This window comes from Pseudomonadales bacterium, assembly GCA_041395945.1.
Classification (GTDB): domain Bacteria; phylum Pseudomonadota; class Gammaproteobacteria; order Pseudomonadales; family Azotimanducaceae; genus SZUA-309.
Genome location: JAWKZN010000001.1, coordinates 593,987 through 612,844 on the forward strand (window position 1 = coordinate 593,987; position 18,858 = coordinate 612,844).

Here is an 18,858-nt window from a genome sequence, read left to right on the forward strand (position 1 = left end):
ACAGGCACTGCTATGAAATCCATCCGCAGCAAGGGCGAGGGCTTTACCCTCATCGAGCTTATGGTCGCGCTGGCCATCATGGCGATCGTGGCCGCAGTCGCGATGCCCATTTACAGCCAGTATTCGAACCGCACCTACCGCTCCGAAGCCCAGTCCGACCTGCTCAACTGCGCTCAGGCGCTCGAGCGCCTGGCCAGCATCAATTTTTCCTACGCCGGCGCTGCCGATACGGACGCGGATGGTGTGCCGGATGCAGACGCAGGAGTCATAGCTTCCACCTTGTGTGACGCCCGCTCGGTGCGTGCCGGCCGCTATGCCATCACGGTCACCGGTAACGACACCGCCTTCACCCTTACTGCGACGCCGGTTGGCGGCACCGACCAGGCCCGGCTGCTCACGCTGAATTCTGCCGGGGTGCGCGGCTGGGATGAAGACGGTGCCGGTGGCATTGAAGCAGACGAACTGGACTGGGAAGAGGGCTGACAGTCCCTTTCCTGGCCCTCGCCAGCCCGCTGCCTCGCCTGCTCAGCCTTCTCCCCTTCTACGACCGCTCATCCGGACAAACGGGCCCACCCATCGGCTCCCCGTTTCATCAGTTTTCACGATCCATACACTGCTTCATACGAAAAGAGCCAGGAAGTATCAGGCTACAGATGTCAAATAAACGGCGCATAACCGCCTTCACCATCATCGAACTCATGGTCGCGATGGCCATTGCCGGGGTGCTCCTCGGCATGGCGCTGCCCGCGTTCAACGGTCTGATGGAACAGCGGGCGATGACCACCCGGGTCAATGACTTCGTGCTCGCCGTCCACTACGCCCGCAGCGAGGCCGCCAAGCTGGGTGGGGTGGTGAGTGTGCAGACCGTGGATGCGTCGGACAGCGACAACGAATGGGGCCCCGGCTACTGCGTGACGATCGGCAATCCGGGCAACTGTAACGCCCCTCTGCGGATGTTCGGTGGCATGGACGACATGACGCTGAATGCCCTGGGTGCCTACAACGACGAGACCGCCCTCAGCTTCAATGCCCGAGGTCTGCTGACTCTGGATGCCGCCGGCTCGTTCAACCTCTGCAGCACAGACGCGACGGTGAATCCTGGTCGGCAGATTGATCTGAACCGGATCGGAAGAACCACCAGCACCGCGCTGGTCTGTCCATAGCGATGTCAGGAGGTCATGTGAGTACCGCACCAAGACATAACACCCGTCATTTGCGGGCGTCGAGCCGACGTCAGGGCGGACTGTCCATGATCGAACTGCTGGTCGCCGTGCTGGTGCTGGGTATCGGTGTGCTCGGCATCACTGCGCTGCAGATGGTCAGCCTGCAGAACAACCGCGCGGCCCTGTTCCGGGCCGAGGCAGTACAGCTGGCCTACGACATGATGGATCGGATTCGGGCGAATCCCATCGGCGCTGCGGTTCCTGGTCAGGCTTACGGCGGGGTTGCACTCGCTGCGGTGCCTGCTGATCCGCCGGCGTTGTGTCACCAGGCACAGTGCACGGAAGTGCAGATGGTGGCTTTCGACCTGGCCATGTGGAAGTGCTCTCTGGGCGGGCTGAACGACGAACAGGTCTGCATCGACCTGCGTACTGCGGGGGCACTGCCGCCACAGAACGAACAACCCGGCCTGCCCAACGGTCTGGGCTCGATTGCTGTGGATGCCGCAACCGGCGTCGTGACGGTGGTTGTCAGATGGCAGGAGCCGGATGGCCAGCTGCGCAACATCTCCATCGACAGTCAGAGTTAGGAGTGGGTGTGAAAACACAGATGGACAGACGAATGCTGACTCGGGACAGCACGAAGCTGCGGGGAATGGTCAGCGGATCGATCAGCAGGCGCCACAGCGGCGGTTTCTCCATGGTCGAACTGATTCTCGCGCTGGGGCTCGGGCTGGTGGTCACCGCCGGCATCGTGCAGCTTTTTGTCGGCAATAATCAGACCTACAGCCTGCTGACCGGCCAGTCCCGGCTGCAGGAGAGTGCGCGTTACGCGATGGAGTTCATCACCCAGTCTGCGCGCAGTGCCGGTTACTTCGGCTGCGATCCGGAAAACGACAAGATATACAACACGCTCAACGGTCCCTGGACCAGCCTCTACGAGATGGATCTGACCAATCCGATTCAGGCTTATAACTACACGGGTAACGGCACCGCCACCGGACCAGGCGACTGGACACCGACCCTGGCGCCGCTGCCCCGGGTCGCCGGCCCTGCCACCAACATGGTGAATGCGGGCACCGGCATCGATCTCACCACAGTGATTCCAGGCACGGACTTTCTGGTGTTCCGCCGGGTGGAAATCCCCGGTGCGCCGATTGCCGGCATCGTGCAGCCCAATACCAACCCGATCGTGGTCATAGACGAAGGGGATTTCGATTTTGCGGTCAATGACTTTGCGGTGATCAGCAACTGTGAGCAGGCCGCTCTGTTCCGGATCACGGGTGTCGCAGCCGGTCCCGCGGCTCCCAGCGGTGAGCCGACCTTCAGTCTGACTCGAGGCGCGGGCGCAGGTATCTACGAGAATGCCGCGGGCCGCACACTCTCCGATGAAGGCATCCCCTACGGTACCGGGGTGAACGGTCAGGCCACGACGGTCGGCCGGGTCATCACGGATATCTATTACATTGCCCGGGGTGCCGGTGTGAACAACCGGGGCCAGAATCCCCGCGCGCTGTGGCGCCGGTCAGGAACGACGGCACCGGTGGAACTGGTGGAGGGTGTGGAAAACCTGCAGGTGCTGGTCGGCATCGACAACACGCCCACCGATAACAATAACTCCGCCAATCGCTACATCGACTTCAATGCGCTGGGTGCTACGGACATCGTCCGCTCGCTGCGCATCGAGGTCACCACCTCTACCGTGGACGTGGTCACCGACGGCAATGCCCCGGTAAGCCGGACCTTTGTCCAGACCATCAGCATGCGGAACGCCTGAGGTAGCGCCATGAGACAGAATCTCCGCCTTCGTCAGCCCCTTCTGCCGTCCCGGCTCAGCCAGCGCGGTGTGGCCCTGTTCATCAGCCTGGTGCTGCTGCTGGTACTGACTGTCGCTGGCATTTCAGCCGTGCAGACCACCAGCCTGGAAGAGCGCATGGCGCGCAACACACACGACACCCTGCTGGCCTTTCAGTCGGCGGAATCTGCACTGCGGGAAGCGGAACGCTGGATCACCGCCAACGTCAACTCGGTCGCGCAGTTTACGGATGCCGGCGCGAACGGTCTGTGGACCGGCATGCCCTACGACGAAGCGGATCAGCGCTGGGAAGAAGACATCTGGGCGGATGGCAGCGCGCAGAGCATTGCATCAGCCAGCGCGGTTGCCGGGGTCGCCTCCCAGCCACGCTTCATCATCGAGTGGGTGGCAACCGTGCAGCGGGATGAAAACCCGAATCTGCTCGGCAGCTCCTACACGGCGGTCTTCGACCGCATCGAGATTTTTCGCATCACGGCGCGCGGGGTCGGCGGCACGCCGAATGCCCGGGTCATGCTGCAGGGCACCTTTGGGATGATTTTCTAATCGGGTTTGTGCGCATCAGAAGTACCAGTGCACAGGAGGATTGAGATGTACCACCGAAATCAAATTAAGCGTCTGACCGGCGCTACCCTGACGGCTACCGCGCTGCTGTGCGGTGGCAGTCTGTGGGCGGATCCGGTCCTGGTGCAGAGTATTCCGGACCAGAATGTCTCGCACACCCAGCCGGACATCAATATCACCCTGTCCCCCACCTATTTTACGTTTACCACGGGAAGTCCGATCACGTACTCCGTTACGAATGACAACCCGGCGGTGGTCGGCGCAGTGGAAGCCGGTGGCGTGTTGACTTTGTCTTTTACTCCCGGGGTCGTCGGAACCGCGGGTATCCGCGTGTTCGCCCACCAGGACGGAGTGGACAGGGATACCCAGTTCGACGTGGATGCATCTAACAGCGTGCCGGCCGTCGTCGGTCCCGCGGCAATACCTCCGTTCGATGAAGACCAATCCGTTTACCTCGGTAACTCCGAGTTCGCGTTCAGCGATCCCGACGGTGCGGCGGATGACCTGACTTTCTCACTGGGCGCACCCAGCGGTCCGACCATCTGGAATGCGGTTCTGCTCGATCCCGACACGGGCGAGCTCGACTTCATCCATGTTCCCAATGCCAATGGCACACAGACATTCCGGGTGATCGCCACGGACATGCTCGGTCAGTCCGCGATCTGGACCTTCACTCTGACAGCCAATCCGATCCCCGACCCGCCGGTTGTCACAACCGGTGTCGCCAATCAGGTCATGGTCGAAGATGAGCCGACCCGCTCGGTGAATGTGGTCGGCGGTTTCGATGATCCCGATCTGGCCTGGGAAGGAGACAACCTGACGGTCATCAGCGCAGTCAGCTCGAATCCGGGTCTGGTTGCGGCAGTGCCCAATGTCGGTGATGTGGAACTCACACCGGGTGCGGACCTCTCCGGTGGTCCGGTGACCATTACCGTGACCATCGAGGATTCGACCGGTAATACGGCGAACACCAACTTCACTGTCGATGTCACCCCCGACAATGATCCGGTAACCGTGGCAGCAGGCATTCCCGATCAGCCGGTGGCTGAAGATACAGCCACAGTGAATGTGGACCTCACCGGTGCCTTTGCAGATGTCGACCTGGCCAATGAAGGGGACAGCCACACGGTGACTGTTGTCAGCAACAGCAACCCGGCGCTCCTCTCCGCCACGAATTCGCCGATTAACGTGCTCGACGGCACACTCAGCTTCGCCGTCGTCGCCAATGGCAACGGCACGGCAAATATCACCGTGGAAGCCGCCGATGTGGGCGGTACCTCCACTACGACCTCCTTCGATATCATCGTGAGTCCCTCCAACGATCCGCCGGTACTGGTTGGAAATATTGCCGATCAGGCGATGACAGAAGACGAAGCGACCCGCACTGTGGAGGCGGTCGCGGAATTCGATGATCCGGATCTCGCCTGGGAAGGGGATACCCTGACCGTTCTTTCTGCTGTCAGCAGTAATCCGGGCCTGGTTACCGCAGCACCCAACGGCACTGGTGTGGATATCACTCCGGTGGCCGATCAGTCCGGTGGTCCGGCGACCATCACCGTCACGGTGGAAGATACTTCCGGTGCGACTGCGGTCGAGACCTTCACTGTCACCGTCGGCACGGTCAACGACCCGGTCGTCGCAGTCGGCGTGATCGGTGACCGGCTGGTGAACGAAGACCCGCCGGTGATCAACGTCAATCTCGCGGGCATTTTCGAAGATGCGGATCTGCTCGGCGCGGGAGACACCCATACGGTGACCGTGATCGGTAATACCAATCCGGGTATGGTCACGCCGACCAACTCACCGCTGGCCACCCTCACCGGCACGCTCAACTTTGCCGTGACAGCGAACATCGTGGGCACCACCATGATCACGCTGCGGGCGCAGGATGCCGCTGGCACCACGGCGGATGTAAGTTTCAATATCGATGTGGCTCCGGTGAACGATCCGCCCTTCGTCGTCACCGCCGTGCCTGATCAGATATCCACGGAAGACACACCGAGTCTGGCCGTGAGTTTTGCCGGCACCTTCGACGATGTGGATCTGACCACCGAAGGCGACATCCAGGCCTACAGCTATTCGCTCGACAACGGCACGCTGGTGACCTCGGCGTCCATCTCCGGCACGACCATTACCCTGGATTTCGCGCCGGATCAGAATGGCATCGTCAACGTCACCCTTACGGTGACGGACAAGGCCGCGCTGACCGCATCGGACACCTTCGCGGTTTCGGTTGCGGCGGTGAACGACAATCCCTTTGTGGAGAATCCGGTGGGCGTGATCGGTGTCAACGAAGATGCACCCCCCACTGTGATCAACCTCAACGGCGTATTCAATGATGTGGACATCGCCACTAACGGCGATGTGCTCAGCTACACGCTGACCGCCAATTCCGATCCGTCGCTGTTCAGCAACGTGGATCTCACCGGCAACACACTGACACTGACCTACGCGGGCAACATGTTCGGATCTTCCACACTCAGTGTGCAGGCCCGGGACCTGGCAGGCGCCACGGTGACCGATACGTTCACGGTCAACATCACCGAAATATTCCCGACCGCCTTCAATGACTCGGCCAGCATGCTGGAAGATGGTGGCACCCTCACCATCGACGTTCTCGGCAATGACGATCTCGGTGAGCCACCCACCACCATCACCCTGGTCGGTCGTAACTGGCCGGATGCCACCACGGGCCCCTATTTCGACGTCAGCAACAGTGACCCGACCACCATCATCGACGAGGCAGGCAGCAGTGTGACCCGACCGAACGGCACCCTCGCCGTGGTCGGTGGCATGGTCGAATACACACCGAAGGCCAACTATAACGGTGCCGACTGGTTCGAGTACGTGATCACCGACAGGGACGGCGATACCTCCATGGGGGTTGTGAACATCACGGTCACCCCCCAGCCCGATGCGCCCCGTCCCTTCGCCAATCCGGAGTACACGGTGGACCAGGGATCATTCCTGGATATCCAGGCGGCCGGTGGCATTGCCAGCTTCGCGGTGGACGATGACGGCGATCCGATGGAAGTGCGTCTGATCTCCGTGCCGACCCACCATATCAGCTTCACCCTGGATCCGAGCGGTGATGGCTCCTTCACCTATACGCCGGACCCGGCCTATGGCGGCAACCCCGGCGATACCGACAGTTTCCAGATCTACTACTGGGATGAGAACGACGGGCTGGCGTCAGCGCCGGTCACGGTCACCATCAACTTCGATCCGGATGAGGGCATCGTGATGGGGCCGCCGCCCGGTGAGGTGGAATTCGATTTCGATCTGGCCGATGTGCCCCTGGAAGACGCGATCTCCGCGGAAGCCAACGTACTCATCATGATGGACGATTCGGGTTCCATGGACTGGTCCGTGATGACGCCGGAAGATGGCGGTGAATTCCTGATCACCAACAGTGGTGTGAAGAACAACGGTGTGCAGACCCAGACCACGACCTACCGGTATGTGCATCAGCTCACCACCAACATCTATGGCGGCAATCTGAACGTCCCGACCGAAGAGGCACTGGCCGCAGACGCCGTGTTCAACGGCAACAACTACGGTGTGTGGCGTGCGCGCAATTCCAATTACAGTCCCATCTACTACAACCCGCGCATCCGCTACATCCCCTGGACGGGACTGGATCGCAACGGTGTGGAGTTCACCGATGTCGATCCGACTGCAGCACCCATGGATCCGTTTGATGCAACGGTGCGTCTCGTCAACCTGACCGCGCTGCACTCTTTCCGTTCGGACGACGTCCCCGGAATTTCCGTGCGCAGAAGGGATGTGAACAACAACAACGTCTACTTCCCCTACTATTACGACACCACCGCCACCGGTGTACCGGCGTGGGATGCGCCGCACGCGAAAGTCACCATCAACGGCACCTTCCCGGTGACCCTGGCGGATGGCACCACCCTCGGCTACTACCCGGGTGGACCGGCACGTGCGGACTGTGCGACGGACGACATGGATCCGCTGACCTGTACTTTCGCCCAGGAACTGCAGAACTATGCCAACTGGTTCAGCTACTACCGCAGCCGGGAGTATTCGGCCAAGGCCGCACTGGGCCGTGCCGTAGCCTCCGCATCCAATCTGCGGATGGGCTATGCGGTACTCAACGACGCCAACGAACGGGAGCCCATCGATTCGCTGAATGCGTCCTTCCGGGTGGGTCACAAGAAAGAGCTGATGGACCAGATCTACAAGATCAATTCGAATGGCAGTACGCCGCTGCGGCGGGCTCTCGATCGGGCCGGTCGACATTTCGAGTGCCGCAGCGGTGATGCGTTCGGCAGCACTGCCAACACGGCACCAGGTAATGCGAACTGTCCTGTGCTGCCTTCTCCGGAAGGACAGTGCCAGAACAACTTTACCCTGCTGTTCTCCGACGGTACCTGGAACGGCGCCTTCGCCGGGTTGAATCACGACCGCAGTGGCGGCGTGGATCCGAGCCCGTCGCCGTTCGATGGTGGCATGTTCCAGGACAACTACAGCGCGTCTCTGGCGGACGTGGCCATGTACTATTACGAGCGGGATCTGCACCCGAGCCTGCTCAACGGTGTGCCGACCACCCAGCGGGACCAGGACTGGGCGCCTGCCGGTGCCCTGTCGGCAGACGGCGAGACCATGCACCAGCATATGAAGACCTACACCGTCGGCTTCGGACTGGTGGGCACCGTAAGGCTGACCGATCTGCCGCCCCTGTACACCACGCCTTTCGCCTGGCCGGATCCCTTTGATCAGGGTCTTGCGAAGATCGACGACATGCTGCACGCGGCCGTAAACTCCCGGGGACAGTTCCTGCAGGCCAACAATCCGGTGCTGCTGTCCCAGGCCTTCGCCGATGCCTTCGAGGCTTTCTCCGACGGTTCGGTGTCGGTGAGTGCGGTGGCGTTCAACTCGACCGCGTTGCGGGAAGAGACCATCGAGTATCGCGGCTTCTTCAACCTGAAGTTCAACTCCGGCGACCTGCGGGCGCTGTCGGTGAACTCCACCACCGGTGTGGTGGACAATGCCAATCCGATCTGGCGTGCCGCGGTACAGATGGATTCGATCAATCCCACCACACGCAAGATCGTGACCTGGAACGATGTCAGTCAGACAGCGATCCCCTTCGTGCATGGATCGCTCAACGCGGATCAGCAGGCCACCATGGATCTCAATGAGGTGAACTGGGTACGCGGTGTGCGGACTCAGGAAGAGCCGAACGGCATCCTGCGTGCACGGGAAACGGATGAAGGCATGCTGGGTGACATCGTGCACTCGGCCCCAGTCTTCGTAGGCTCTCCGCGTGCCTTCCGCCGGGATCAGGCACCTTATCCAACCGGCGACCTCTACTCGAACTTCGCGAATTCGGTTTCGGATCGCGACCGAGTCGTCTACGTGGCGGCAAACGACGGCATGCTGCATGCTTTCGATGCGGGCACCACGACGACGGGTGACTTTGGCACAGGCGATGAGCTGTTCGCGTACATTCCGAACAAGATCCTCGATTCGAGCGAGCGCTTTTCCAACAAGCTGGATCAGCTCACCTCCCTCGTCTACTCCCACCGCTACTTCGTGGACCTGACACCGACGGTAGAAGACGTCTATGTCCGCGCCACCCGCGGTTCCGCCATCAAGTCGTGGAATACGGTGCTGGTCGGCGGTCTCGGTGGCGGTGGCAAGGGCTACTTCGCCCTCAACGTGTCCGATCCGGACAACAGCTATTCCTCTCTGGCGAATGCAATGTCCACGGTCATGTGGGAATTCACCGACGAGGACGACTTCTATCCGGTGGACGATCTCGGCGATCCCCTGGTGGACGGTGGCGGCAATCCGCTGCTCGACCTGGGCGGTGATCCGGTCAAGGATCTCGGTTATGCCTACAGTCAGGCTCAGATCGTGCTCACCAACGTCCAGGACGGTGGTGGTGAAAACGAGTGGATGGCCGTGTTCGGCAACGGTTACAACAGCTCCGCCGGTATCGCCAAACTGTTCCTGTTGAACATCAACGGCGGTATGGACGGCTGGGATGTTGCCGACGTCATCAAACTCAACACCAACGAGGGTGTGAAAAACGCGCCCGATCCGGATGCGGGTCTGCCCAATGGCCTTGGCACACCGGCGATGGTGGACAGGGATGGTAACGGTACAGCGGATCTGGCCTATGCCGGTGATCTGTTCGGTAACCTGTTCCGCTTCGATATCTCGGATGCGGACCCGGCCAACTGGACCACGACCAAGCTGTTCCAGGCGACCTACGACGGCACCCAGGCGACCCGCCAGGCCATCACCACCCAGCCCTTCGTGCGCAGGCACCCGGATGGTGGCTTCCTGGTGGTCTTTGCCACCGGCAGCTATATCACCGAGCAGGACGGCACCAGCACGGACATCGAATCGCTCTACGGCATCTGGGATCGTGGTGAGGTATCGCCGGCCACGGCACCGGCCTCCGCGAAATTTGATCGTCTGGTGGAGCAGACCGTCACCAATCTGGTGGACGAAGCCGCTGCCGCCTTCGACCGGCTGCGCATCACCAGTGCCAACAGCGTGACCTATCTGCCGGACGCCGGGCCGACGCCGGGTGTGTACGGCTGGTACATCGATCTGGATATGCCGCGCGCAACGGACACCCTGCAGGGCAATCCGAACACGGATACCTCGGGTAACGCGCCGCCGGCAGCCCAGTACCCGGGCGAGCGGGCAATCCGCCGCTTCATATCCCGGGGCGATGCGCTGCTGATCACCACGGTGATTCCGCGGGATTCGAATACCTGCTTCCGTTCACCGCCCGGTGCCACCTGGCCGATTGACGCGCTCACCGGTGGAAATCCGCGACGCGCCATTCTCGACACCAACAACGACGGTGTGGTGGATGATGACGATCTGATCAGCTACAACGGCGAGTACTACGCTGCGGGTATCCTGTTTGATACCGATGATCTCGACGGCACCCTGGTCGACCCGTCGCTGCTGATCGGACGGGGTAATGAGGACTTCCTCTTCCTCTCCGGTGGCGATGACCAGATCACCCTGAGAATCGCGGGCCCGGCCGATCCCAAGACGGGTCGTCTGTCCTGGCGTGAACTCGAAGAAGCGAACTAGGAGCGAATCATGAGTATCAGCAATCTGTTCAAGCGTTCGACTCGCCTGCTCGCGATCCCACTCTTCGGTCTGGCGCTGTTCGGCGCCGGTCCGGCTCTGGCTCAGTCCGCGGTAACCGAAAGGGAGCAGCAGGGCATGATCCAGGAGATCGAGCGGGACACCAACCGGGTGATCATCGATGGTGTGCGCTATCGCGTCGCCATCGATGCGGCGGTTGAGATCCGCGGTGCCCGGAGTGCCTTCGCACTGCTGCGTGAGGGTATGAAGGTGCACTTCGGTTACCGGGATTTCGGTGACGCCCTGGAGATCTATCTGATCGAACAGCTGCCCGACAACACCACCCTCGAAGAGGTGTGAGGGGTGCTCGGCCAGGGAGTCTGGCTGGGAGTATCGGAGAGAGGTTTATCAGGGCGTGGTCGAGGACCTGTTGTCCCGGACCTCGCTCGGGCCGTCCCGGCTGCCCTCGATTGGCCACTTGCCCCGAAGCGGATCAATTGGCCGCCCTCGGCCTCGCTACACGGCCCGGGACAACAGGTCCTCGACCACGCCTTGTAAATCGCTCCGAGATTCCCGGCCGTGCTTCTGACGGATAGCCGGAGAAGTCACATGCCTCTGAACGGGGATCGGTCAATTCGGCGATACGCGGAGTTGTGCATTTGTCCTTCTGCCAGCCTGGTTTCGGGGGTCTGTCTCGGATCCATCTGGAAGCTGGGGTGGTGAAGGGGTTGCGGCGGACCGTGGAGCGAGGCCGAGTGAAGCGGATTGACTCGCGGCTGCCGCGAGGCAACTCCGCCGATCGAGGGAAGCCCGGAGGGCCCGAGCGTAGGTCTGCCGCAACCCCTTCACCACCCCAGCCTCGAGATCCGCTCCGACACCAGACCCACCGAGTATCAGCCTGGCAAGATCCACCACCCGCGTTTCCCGCGTTCACTGACAAACCAGAGGACGGCCCTGTGCGTCCTCTGCGATCCCATCCTGATTCCGATCCGGCGCACGACGCACACGCCCTGCGACATTGAGGATAATGGCGCGTGCAAACCGGGCATCGCCATCCGCCGGACAATACAGGAAACTGCCGTTCTGCCAGTCGGTCAGTCCGCTGGGCCGGAACTGCAGGTAGGATCGATTGCGGAACGCACGCCACTGCAGAGTGGCACCTCCGTCGAGCGGGGGCAGGCCGCCATAAACGACTTCACCTTCGTCGATTCTGGCGTTGCGATTTGCATCGGCGAAGATCAGCCCACCTTGAGTCCAGTCTGCCCGGGAACCACAGGCTGCGCCGCTGCGCGGACAGAAGGTCACGGTGACGCCCTGCACCACAGCGCTGGTGCGCGCGAGCTGCACACTGGCGATCAGGGTGTTGATGGCCGCCACCGCACGCCGGTTGCCCTGAAAAGTCGACCAGGCCGGTAAGGCAAGCTGCAGCAGCACCGCCGCGATCAGCAGTGCGACCAGCAGTTCGATCAGTGAAACACCCCGCACATCCATGACTGGATTGCAGTGTCGGGGCGGAACCAGGTGTAGCGGCCGATGGCCCGGCCGGGGCAGGGAAGACGCCTATTCGAGGTCGAGTTTTTTCAGCCGGTAGCGCAGGGCGCGGAAAGTGATGCCCAGATCCTTGGCAGCGGCGGTCTTGTTCCAGCGGTTGGCTTCCAGTGCACCGACGATGAGTCTGCGCTCTATGCCTTCGAGATATTCCTCCAGTGACTGTCCCGGTGGCAGGGCGGGTGTGTCCTGTCCCTGGCCGGTCGGCAATGGCGGAGAGGCGGCGGCCTGGCTGACCGCGGCCGGGTCAGCGCTTTCTCCGGCCGCCGCGGCCTCGATTCCGAGGGTGGCAGCCGGTGCCGGCCGGCCGTTGGTGTCGAGCTGCAGGTCAGCGGGCTCAATGAGGTCGCCTTCACAGAGGGTGAATGCCCGCTCGAGCACGTTCTCCAGTTCCCGCACGTTGCCCGGGAAGCCATAGGCCTTGAGTGCCCGCATCGCGGGATCGGACAGACGCGGTGCCGCCTTGCCGTACTCTGTGGCCAGACGCTGCAGAATCTGGCTGGCAAGTTCAGGGATATCGGAGGCACGTTCGCGCAGGCTCGGCATCTGCAGTTCGATGACATTGAGCCGGTAGTACAGATCCTGACGGAAGCGGCCCTGGGCGACTTCCTGGCCGAGATCCTTGTGGGTTGCGGAGAGTACCCGAACGTCGGTACCTTTTTCCTCGGCCGAGCCTACCGCCCGCACCGCTTTTTCCTGGATCGCCCGCAGCAGTTTCACCTGCATGGACAGCGGCAGATCGGCGACTTCATCGAGGAACAGGGTGCCACCGGCTGCGGCTTCGAAAAGACCGACCTTGTCGGCCACAGCTCCGGTAAAACTGCCTTTGACATGGCCGAAGAATTCACTCTCCATCAGTTCACTGGGAATCGCACCGCAGTTCACCGGCACGAAAGGGCGTTCGCCGCGCGGCCCCTGCTCATGAATCAGACGGGCGGCGAGTTCCTTACCCGAACCGGATTCACCGCTGATGTATACCGGCGCCAGGCTGCGGGCCAGTTTGCTGATCTGTTCCCGCAGGCGCTGCATGGGTTCTGATTCGCCGGTCAGGCGTGTCTCACCCTCCCTGCGGTCGGCTTCGATGGCGCCGATTTTCAGCGCGGTATCCACCAGGGCGCGCAGCTGCTCGAGATCCACCGGCTTCTGCACGAAATCGAAAGCGCCCGCTTTCAGAGCACCGATGGCGGTATCTATGCTGCCGTAGGCGGTGATCATCGCTACTGGCAGTCCCGGCCGGTGTTCACTGATATGGCTCACCAGTTCCAGTCCGTCGCCGTCCGGAAGGTGCATGTCGGTCAGACACAGGTCGTATTCGTCCGTGCGCAGGAGTTCCCGGGCAGTGGCCAGATCCGGTGCACTGGCCGTGTCGATTTTCATCCGCCCGAGAGTGATTTCGAGAAGCTCCCGGATATCCGGTTCGTCGTCGACGATGAGTGCGCGCTTACGGCTCATGCGGTGATCCGGTCAGGATGGGCGAAGATGATGCGGAAGCAGGCGCCGCCGCCTTCGTCGGGGTAGTAGGTCAGGCGCGCCTGGTTGGTTTCGCACAACTCCCGGGAGATATACAGACCCAGTCCGGTTCCGGTTTTGGCAGTGGTGAAAAAAGGTTCGAACAGATTGGTGAGCTGGTCGGGGGATACCCCCGGACCACTGTCGATGACATTCAGGTAGGGCCGGTCCGTATGGGCGTCGATACCGCCTTCGAGGCGCAGATAGGCCTGCCCCGCTTCGCGACTGTAGCGGATGCCGTTGCTGGCCAGATTGGTAAGGGCCTGCAGCAGCTGGCTCTTGTCCATGCGCACTTCCGTGTCCTCCGGATTCACGCTCACATCGATTTGAGCGTCGGGTTCTGTGTCCAGAAAGCTGTCTCTGAACTCCAGAAGAAATTCCTTGAGGTTGAGTTTAACCGGGGTGGGTGGCCGGCGGCGTGACAGCTTCAGCACATTTTCGATAACGGCATTCATGCGCCGGCAGTGGTCATGAATGATGGTAGTGAGACGTTCGTCACCTTTATCGAGGTTGCTGGATTCGCTGAGCAGCTGGGCTGCGTGGCTGATGGCGCCGAGCGGATTGCGGATCTCGTGGGCAATGCTCGCAGAAAGGCGGCCGAGTGCCGCCAGCTTGAGCTGCTGGGCCTGCTGCTGAATCTCTCCGGTGTCTTCGAGGAAGATGGTGACATCGCCGTCCGGCTGGTCGGCGCGCACCGGTGAGAAGGCCACCCGGATCTCGGGGGTATCCTGGCGGATCTGGAACGGCGGTACCCGCCGGGCGTTGTCTGCGCGCCAGGCTTCGAGCTGGCTGACCAGAGGCTCAGGCAGGGTGGCCAGTTCCTCATCCTGATTCTGACCCAGCAGCGCCCGGGCGGACTGGTTGGCCATGCGGATCCGGGAATCCTGATCCACCAGCACGATGCCGGTGCGCATGCGGTGAACGATCTGCCGGTTGACACGTTCCAGATCGGCCAGTTCGGCTGCCTGGGTAAGGGCACGGATGTCGTTCTGTCGCACCCGTCGCGATATACGCTGTACCGACAGCGCCACCGCGAAGTACAGCGCGCCGAGGATGCCCGCCTGAAAATAGTCGTCGTGAAGCGCGGGTGCAGTCAGCGCCAGATGAAATTCCTCATAGAGAATGGCGATGGTCGCCAGGGCAGGGAGCACGTTGGCTTTCTGACCGGTGACGATGATGGATCCGGTGGCGATCGAAACCAGGATCAGAGCGCCCAGACCGCTGCTGACGCCACCGCTCAAGTACGTGAGCCAGGTCAGGGCGAGTACATCGAACAGCACCAGCGCAATGGCCGGATACTCCTTGGCGAAGCTCGACTGGGGCAGCAGCTGCACCGTCACCGCGGTGAGGAGATTGATGAGGGTATAGGTGCCGGTGACCGCGAGGAACCAGGCCAGGTCGAGATCGCCCAGTCGCGACTCGATCAGCCGCTGGGAGGCCACCACCAGCAGAGCCAGCCCGATCAGTACCCGGTAGTAGTTATAGACCTTGAGCAGGCCGATGGTGAGATCCAGCCGGCGCCGCTCGATCTCCTGAAGAATTTCCGAGCGTGGCGTGATCACGCTGCCGCCTGCTGCAATCGCTCCACTAGTCGCCGCTCGAATCGACCCCCGGTGCGGGGTCACCCACGCCTTGCGGCTGTCGGATGCTGATCGGCGGTGGCACTGCGGGTCGGTCGAGCAGACCAAAGGTGATCATGTTGGTCCAGGACCGGTCCCGATTGAGGATCTGGGAATTCAGTACCAGGTTGCCCTCGCTGTCGAAGGCTTTGTAGTTCGGATAGTTCAGCGCCAGCACCCGCAGGGCGTCGTTGGCGGCATCCTCCAGTCCCAGCCGGTAGTTGGCCTCGATCACAATGGCCAGGGCGTCGGCCACCGCTTCCGACCGGGAGTAGGTTTCGACCACATAACGTGCCCGGTTGCTGGCGGCGAGATAGGCGCCGCGGCGCATGTAGAAATTCGCGGCATGCAGTTCGGAGCGGGCCAGGAGATTACGCAGGTAGAGCATGCGCTGTCGGGCATCCGGCGCGTACTGGCTGGTCGGGTAGCGGCTGAGCAGGGTGGCAAAATCCTTATAGGCTTCCTGAGCGGGGGTCATGTCGCGTTTCGAGACGTCGGAGGTGAACACCCGGTCCAGCATGCCGCGGTTTTTGTTGTAGGCGGCGAGGCCCTTCAGATAGTAGGCGTAGTCGATGTTGGCGTGGGTCGGGTGCAGGCGGATGAAGCGCTCCGCCGTGGTCGCCACCGCATCGTAGCTGGTCGCCATGTAGTGGGCGTAGATGATCTCCAGCTGGGCCTGTTCAGCGTAGCGACCGAAAGGAAAACGGGCTTCCAGTCGCTGCAGGCCTTCGATGGCGGCACTGTAGTTTCCCGAGCGCAGGCTCCGCTGGGTCTGGCGATACAGCGCCTGCTCGGTGGCGTTGAGGTCTTCCTGTTCAAAGTCCTTATCCTTTTTCCCCACGAAGGGCATCCAGGAACAGGCTGTGGTAGACAGCACGAGTACCAGTGCCAGACCACGGGCAAGACTGCGGAAGCGGAAGGGCTGAAGTATCGACGGCCTGGTTGCACACAGGGGTCGAATCGGACCGGAGAAATCTGTCATGAAAACCATGAGTGGGAAAAGTTTCGCTAATTTAACGATTTACCTCCGGGTTGCAACTTGGATGTGGTGGGCCCGGGATGGTGACGCCCCCGGGTTGAACGTTCAAACTGTCGGGCACTGAGGTCCGCGATCCGAGCCCATGCAGCCGCTGCCACCCATCGAGCCCCCCGTTCCTGACAGCCCCGCCCGGCAGGATGTCAGCCGTGAGGCGAGCGTCCCGTCCCGTCTTGCCGGTCGGCGGGTCGATCAGGTGGCGGCTGAACTGTTCGACGATTTTTCCCGGGCCAATCTGTCCGGATGGATACAGTCGGGGGAACTGACAGTGGATGGTGCCGCGGTGAAGCCGAAGCAGCGCCTGTTCGGTGGAGAACGCCTGCGCCTCGCAGCCACCCTGGCCGAGCGGGAGAACTGGGCGGCCGCTCAGCCCATCCGTCTGGACCTGATTTACGAGGACGAGGAACTGCTCGTGGTACACAAACCCGCCGGACTGGTGGTGCATCCCGGGGCGGGCAATCCGGATCAGACCCTGGTGAACGGGCTGCTCGCCCATCGGCCCGGTCTGCGCCTGGTCCCGCGGGCCGGCGTCGTGCATCGGCTCGACAAGGACACCAGCGGACTGCTGCTGGTGGCCGGCACGCTGCCCGCACATCAGGCGCTGGTCAGGGCGATCTCTGCCAGGGAAGTGGCGCGGCATTATCTGGCCCTGTGTGAAGGCCGCCTGGTGGCGGGGAGAACGGTCGATGCGCCGATCGGCCGGGACCCGCGGCAGCGTACGCGCCAGTGTGTGCGGGAAGGTGGTCGCGAGGCCCGCACCCACATCCGGGTGCTCGAGCGCTTCCGGGTACATACCCTGATCGAGGCTCAGCTCGAGACCGGTCGCACCCACCAGATCCGCGTGCACCTGGCCCATATCGGCCATCCACTTGCCGGAGATCACCGCTATGCCGCCCGCGGCCGGCTGCCCAATGCACCGGCTCCGCTGCTGGTGGAGCGGTTGCAGACATTCCGGCGCCAGGCGCTGCATGCCGCCTCCCTGGCCCTGGCGCACCCTGTCAGTGGTGAACCACTCGCATTCACAGCGCCGCCGCCTGAAGACCTGGAGAACCTGATCGCCGCCTTAAGAGAAGATGCAGATGACGGGTCCTGACGGCCGGTCGCCCGGGCAGCCACTGGAGGAGACCGCCTCCCGGTCCTGGATCACGCCTGACTGGACAGCACAGCCTGGCATCCGGGCGTTGACGACCACCCGGGCAGGCGGCGTGAGCCAGGGCGTCTACCAGGGGCTCAACCTGGCGGAACACGTTGGCGATGACCCGGCCAGCGTCGCGGAAAATCGCCGCAGGCTGATCTCCGGCAGCGGCTGCCGGAGCATTCAGTGGCTCAATCAGGTGCATGGGGTGCAGGTCCTGCGGGCCCGCCCGGGACTCAATCGGGCAATACCGGAAGCGGATGGTTTGTGGACCGATGAGCCGGGTATCGGAATTGCTGTGTTGACGGCCGACTGCCTGCCGGTGGTGATAGCGGCGCAGGCCGCCGGGGTCGTCGCGGTGGCGCATGCAGGCTGGCGGGGACTGATCGCCGGTGTACTGGAAGCCACCCTGGCCGAACTGCCCTGTACGGCGGCGGATTGTGTGGCCTGGCTCGGGCCCGCCATCGGACCCCGGGCCTACGAAGTCGGAGACGATGTCGCGACGGCGGTAGCCGGCCTGGGATCGATGGCACAGCGCAGTCTCAGTCCCGGGTGCAGGCCGGGTAAATACTGGCTGGATCTCTTTGCGCTTGCCCGGCAGCGGCTGCTGGGTGCAGGGGTGGCGGAAGTGTTCAGTCAGCAGATCTGCACCTTTGCGAGCCCGGAACTCTACTCCTACAGGCGCGACGGGCTGACCGGACGGATGGCGACGCTGGCCTGGCTGGAGCCCCGGGCCTGAGGGCGGATCGGGTGCGGCGAGGTCAGGCCGAGTCGCAGTTCTGTGCGATGCCGACCTGGGCTTCGCTGATACGCTCCTGGCGCTCGTCTTCGCCCATTATGCGCTGCTGACCGGAGGGCTCGGTCACCCGCACACGGGCATTCACGGTCAGCCGATCGAGCAGAGCGCGGCTCTTTTCACAGTTGTCGCTGCGGATTTTGGCGATTTCCTCCTGACGGGCGCGTTCGGCGGCCTGCAGGTTCTCGAGCATCGTCTGCTGTGACTCCGACAAAGCGGCGCTGCCGTCTGCCGGCGGCTCAGGGCTGACTGCGGGTGCCGCCTCTTCGACTATCCGGGTGGCGCCCTGGTTGGTAGTCACTTTCTGGGACTGGGTATCACGCGGCTTCTGCTGGGTGTAATTGACCACGCCAGCAGCATCGACCCAGCGGTATATCTCATCCGCCGCCGCAGTGGCGGTCCAGACGAGTGCAAGGAGGCTGTAGATATAGCGCTTCATATCCTGATGATAGACCCGGAACACGGGCCGTATTGTAACGCGCCCCTGCTGCTGGAGGCATGCCCGAATCGGGTCCCAAACAGTTACCCCTGTCTCAGTTTCGTTGACATGATGGGTCGCAACCTCAAGAATACCCGCCTTTTCGTCGGGACT

At 62.4% G+C, this 18,858-nt stretch carries 14 protein-coding genes; 9 read left to right on the forward strand and 5 right to left on the reverse strand.

Annotation, left to right across the window (positions count from 1 at the left end):
• Window positions 1-12 precede the first annotated feature (12 nt).
• The 7 genes from R3E82_02875 to R3E82_02905 all read left to right on the forward strand — a co-directional run bounded on the left by R3E82_02875 (window position 13) and on the right by R3E82_02905 (window position 10,983).
• Window positions 13-483 carry a type IV pilin protein gene (locus R3E82_02875; GenBank protein ID MEZ5549812.1) on the forward strand — a complete coding sequence of 157 codons (471 nt, stop codon included), beginning with the start codon at window positions 13-15 and terminating at the stop codon, window positions 481-483.
• A 170-nt stretch (window positions 484-653) separates the two neighbouring features.
• Window positions 654-1,163 carry a GspH/FimT family pseudopilin gene (locus R3E82_02880; GenBank protein MEZ5549813.1) on the forward strand — a complete coding sequence of 170 codons (510 nt, stop codon included), beginning with the start codon at window positions 654-656 and terminating at the stop codon, window positions 1,161-1,163.
• A gap of 17 nt (window positions 1,164-1,180) precedes the next feature.
• Complete coding sequence (gene pilV, locus R3E82_02885; protein ID MEZ5549814.1) at window positions 1,181-1,750, forward strand: type IV pilus modification protein PilV; 570 nt, start codon at window positions 1,181-1,183, stop codon at window positions 1,748-1,750.
• 20 nt (window positions 1,751-1,770) lie between these two features.
• Window positions 1,771-2,937 carry a PilW family protein gene (locus R3E82_02890; GenBank protein MEZ5549815.1) on the forward strand — a complete coding sequence of 389 codons (1,167 nt, stop codon included), beginning with the start codon at window positions 1,771-1,773 and terminating at the stop codon, window positions 2,935-2,937.
• A 9-nt stretch (window positions 2,938-2,946) separates the two neighbouring features.
• Entirely contained in the window at window positions 2,947-3,519 is a 573-nt protein-coding gene (locus R3E82_02895) for a PilX N-terminal domain-containing pilus assembly protein (protein ID MEZ5549816.1), read from the forward strand.
• A 45-nt stretch (window positions 3,520-3,564) separates the two neighbouring features.
• On the forward strand, window positions 3,565-10,626 hold the full coding sequence (locus R3E82_02900; GenBank protein ID MEZ5549817.1) for a PilC/PilY family type IV pilus protein: 7,062 nt from the start codon (window positions 3,565-3,567) through the stop codon (window positions 10,624-10,626).
• Window positions 10,627-10,635: 9 nt separating this feature from the next.
• Entirely contained in the window at window positions 10,636-10,983 is a 348-nt protein-coding gene (locus R3E82_02905; protein ID MEZ5549818.1) for a hypothetical protein, read from the forward strand.
• Between the two features lie 570 nt (window positions 10,984-11,553).
• On the opposite strand, the gene R3E82_02910 is transcribed toward R3E82_02905, so the two are convergent.
• From R3E82_02910 to R3E82_02925, 4 genes are all read right to left on the reverse strand, one after another.
• On the reverse strand, window positions 11,554-12,114 hold the full coding sequence (locus R3E82_02910; protein ID MEZ5549819.1) for a GspH/FimT family pseudopilin: 561 nt from the start codon (window positions 12,112-12,114) through the stop codon (window positions 11,554-11,556).
• 69 nt (window positions 12,115-12,183) lie between these two features.
• Window positions 12,184-13,623 (reverse strand): sigma-54 dependent transcriptional regulator, encoded by a 1,440-nt coding sequence (locus tag R3E82_02915; GenBank protein MEZ5549820.1) that lies wholly within the window; start codon window positions 13,621-13,623, stop codon window positions 12,184-12,186.
• Window positions 13,620-15,242 carry an ATP-binding protein gene (locus R3E82_02920; protein ID MEZ5549821.1) on the reverse strand — a complete coding sequence of 541 codons (1,623 nt, stop codon included), beginning with the start codon at window positions 15,240-15,242 and terminating at the stop codon, window positions 13,620-13,622. Before R3E82_02920 ends, R3E82_02915 begins: the two co-directional genes overlap by 4 nt.
• 25 nt (window positions 15,243-15,267) lie before the next feature.
• A complete protein-coding gene (locus tag R3E82_02925) occupies window positions 15,268-16,281 on the reverse strand; it encodes an outer membrane protein assembly factor BamD (GenBank protein ID MEZ5549822.1) in 1,014 nt (337 codons plus the stop codon).
• A gap of 139 nt (window positions 16,282-16,420) precedes the next feature.
• Between R3E82_02925 and rluD the strand changes: the two genes are divergently transcribed.
• Entirely contained in the window at window positions 16,421-17,428 is a 1,008-nt protein-coding gene (rluD, locus tag R3E82_02930; protein MEZ5549823.1) for a 23S rRNA pseudouridine(1911/1915/1917) synthase RluD, read from the forward strand.
• The gene (pgeF, locus tag R3E82_02935) at window positions 17,415-18,209 is read left to right on the forward strand and encodes a peptidoglycan editing factor PgeF (GenBank protein ID MEZ5549824.1); all 795 of its coding nucleotides are present in this window, start codon (window positions 17,415-17,417) and stop codon (window positions 18,207-18,209) included. Before rluD ends, pgeF begins: the two co-directional genes overlap by 14 nt.
• Window positions 18,210-18,231: 22 nt before the next feature.
• Here pgeF and R3E82_02940 read toward each other — a convergent pair whose 3' ends face one another.
• Window positions 18,232-18,705, reverse strand: a complete 474-nt coding sequence (locus tag R3E82_02940; GenBank protein ID MEZ5549825.1) for a DUF4124 domain-containing protein — start codon at window positions 18,703-18,705, stop codon at window positions 18,232-18,234.
• Window positions 18,706-18,858 lie beyond the last annotated feature (153 nt).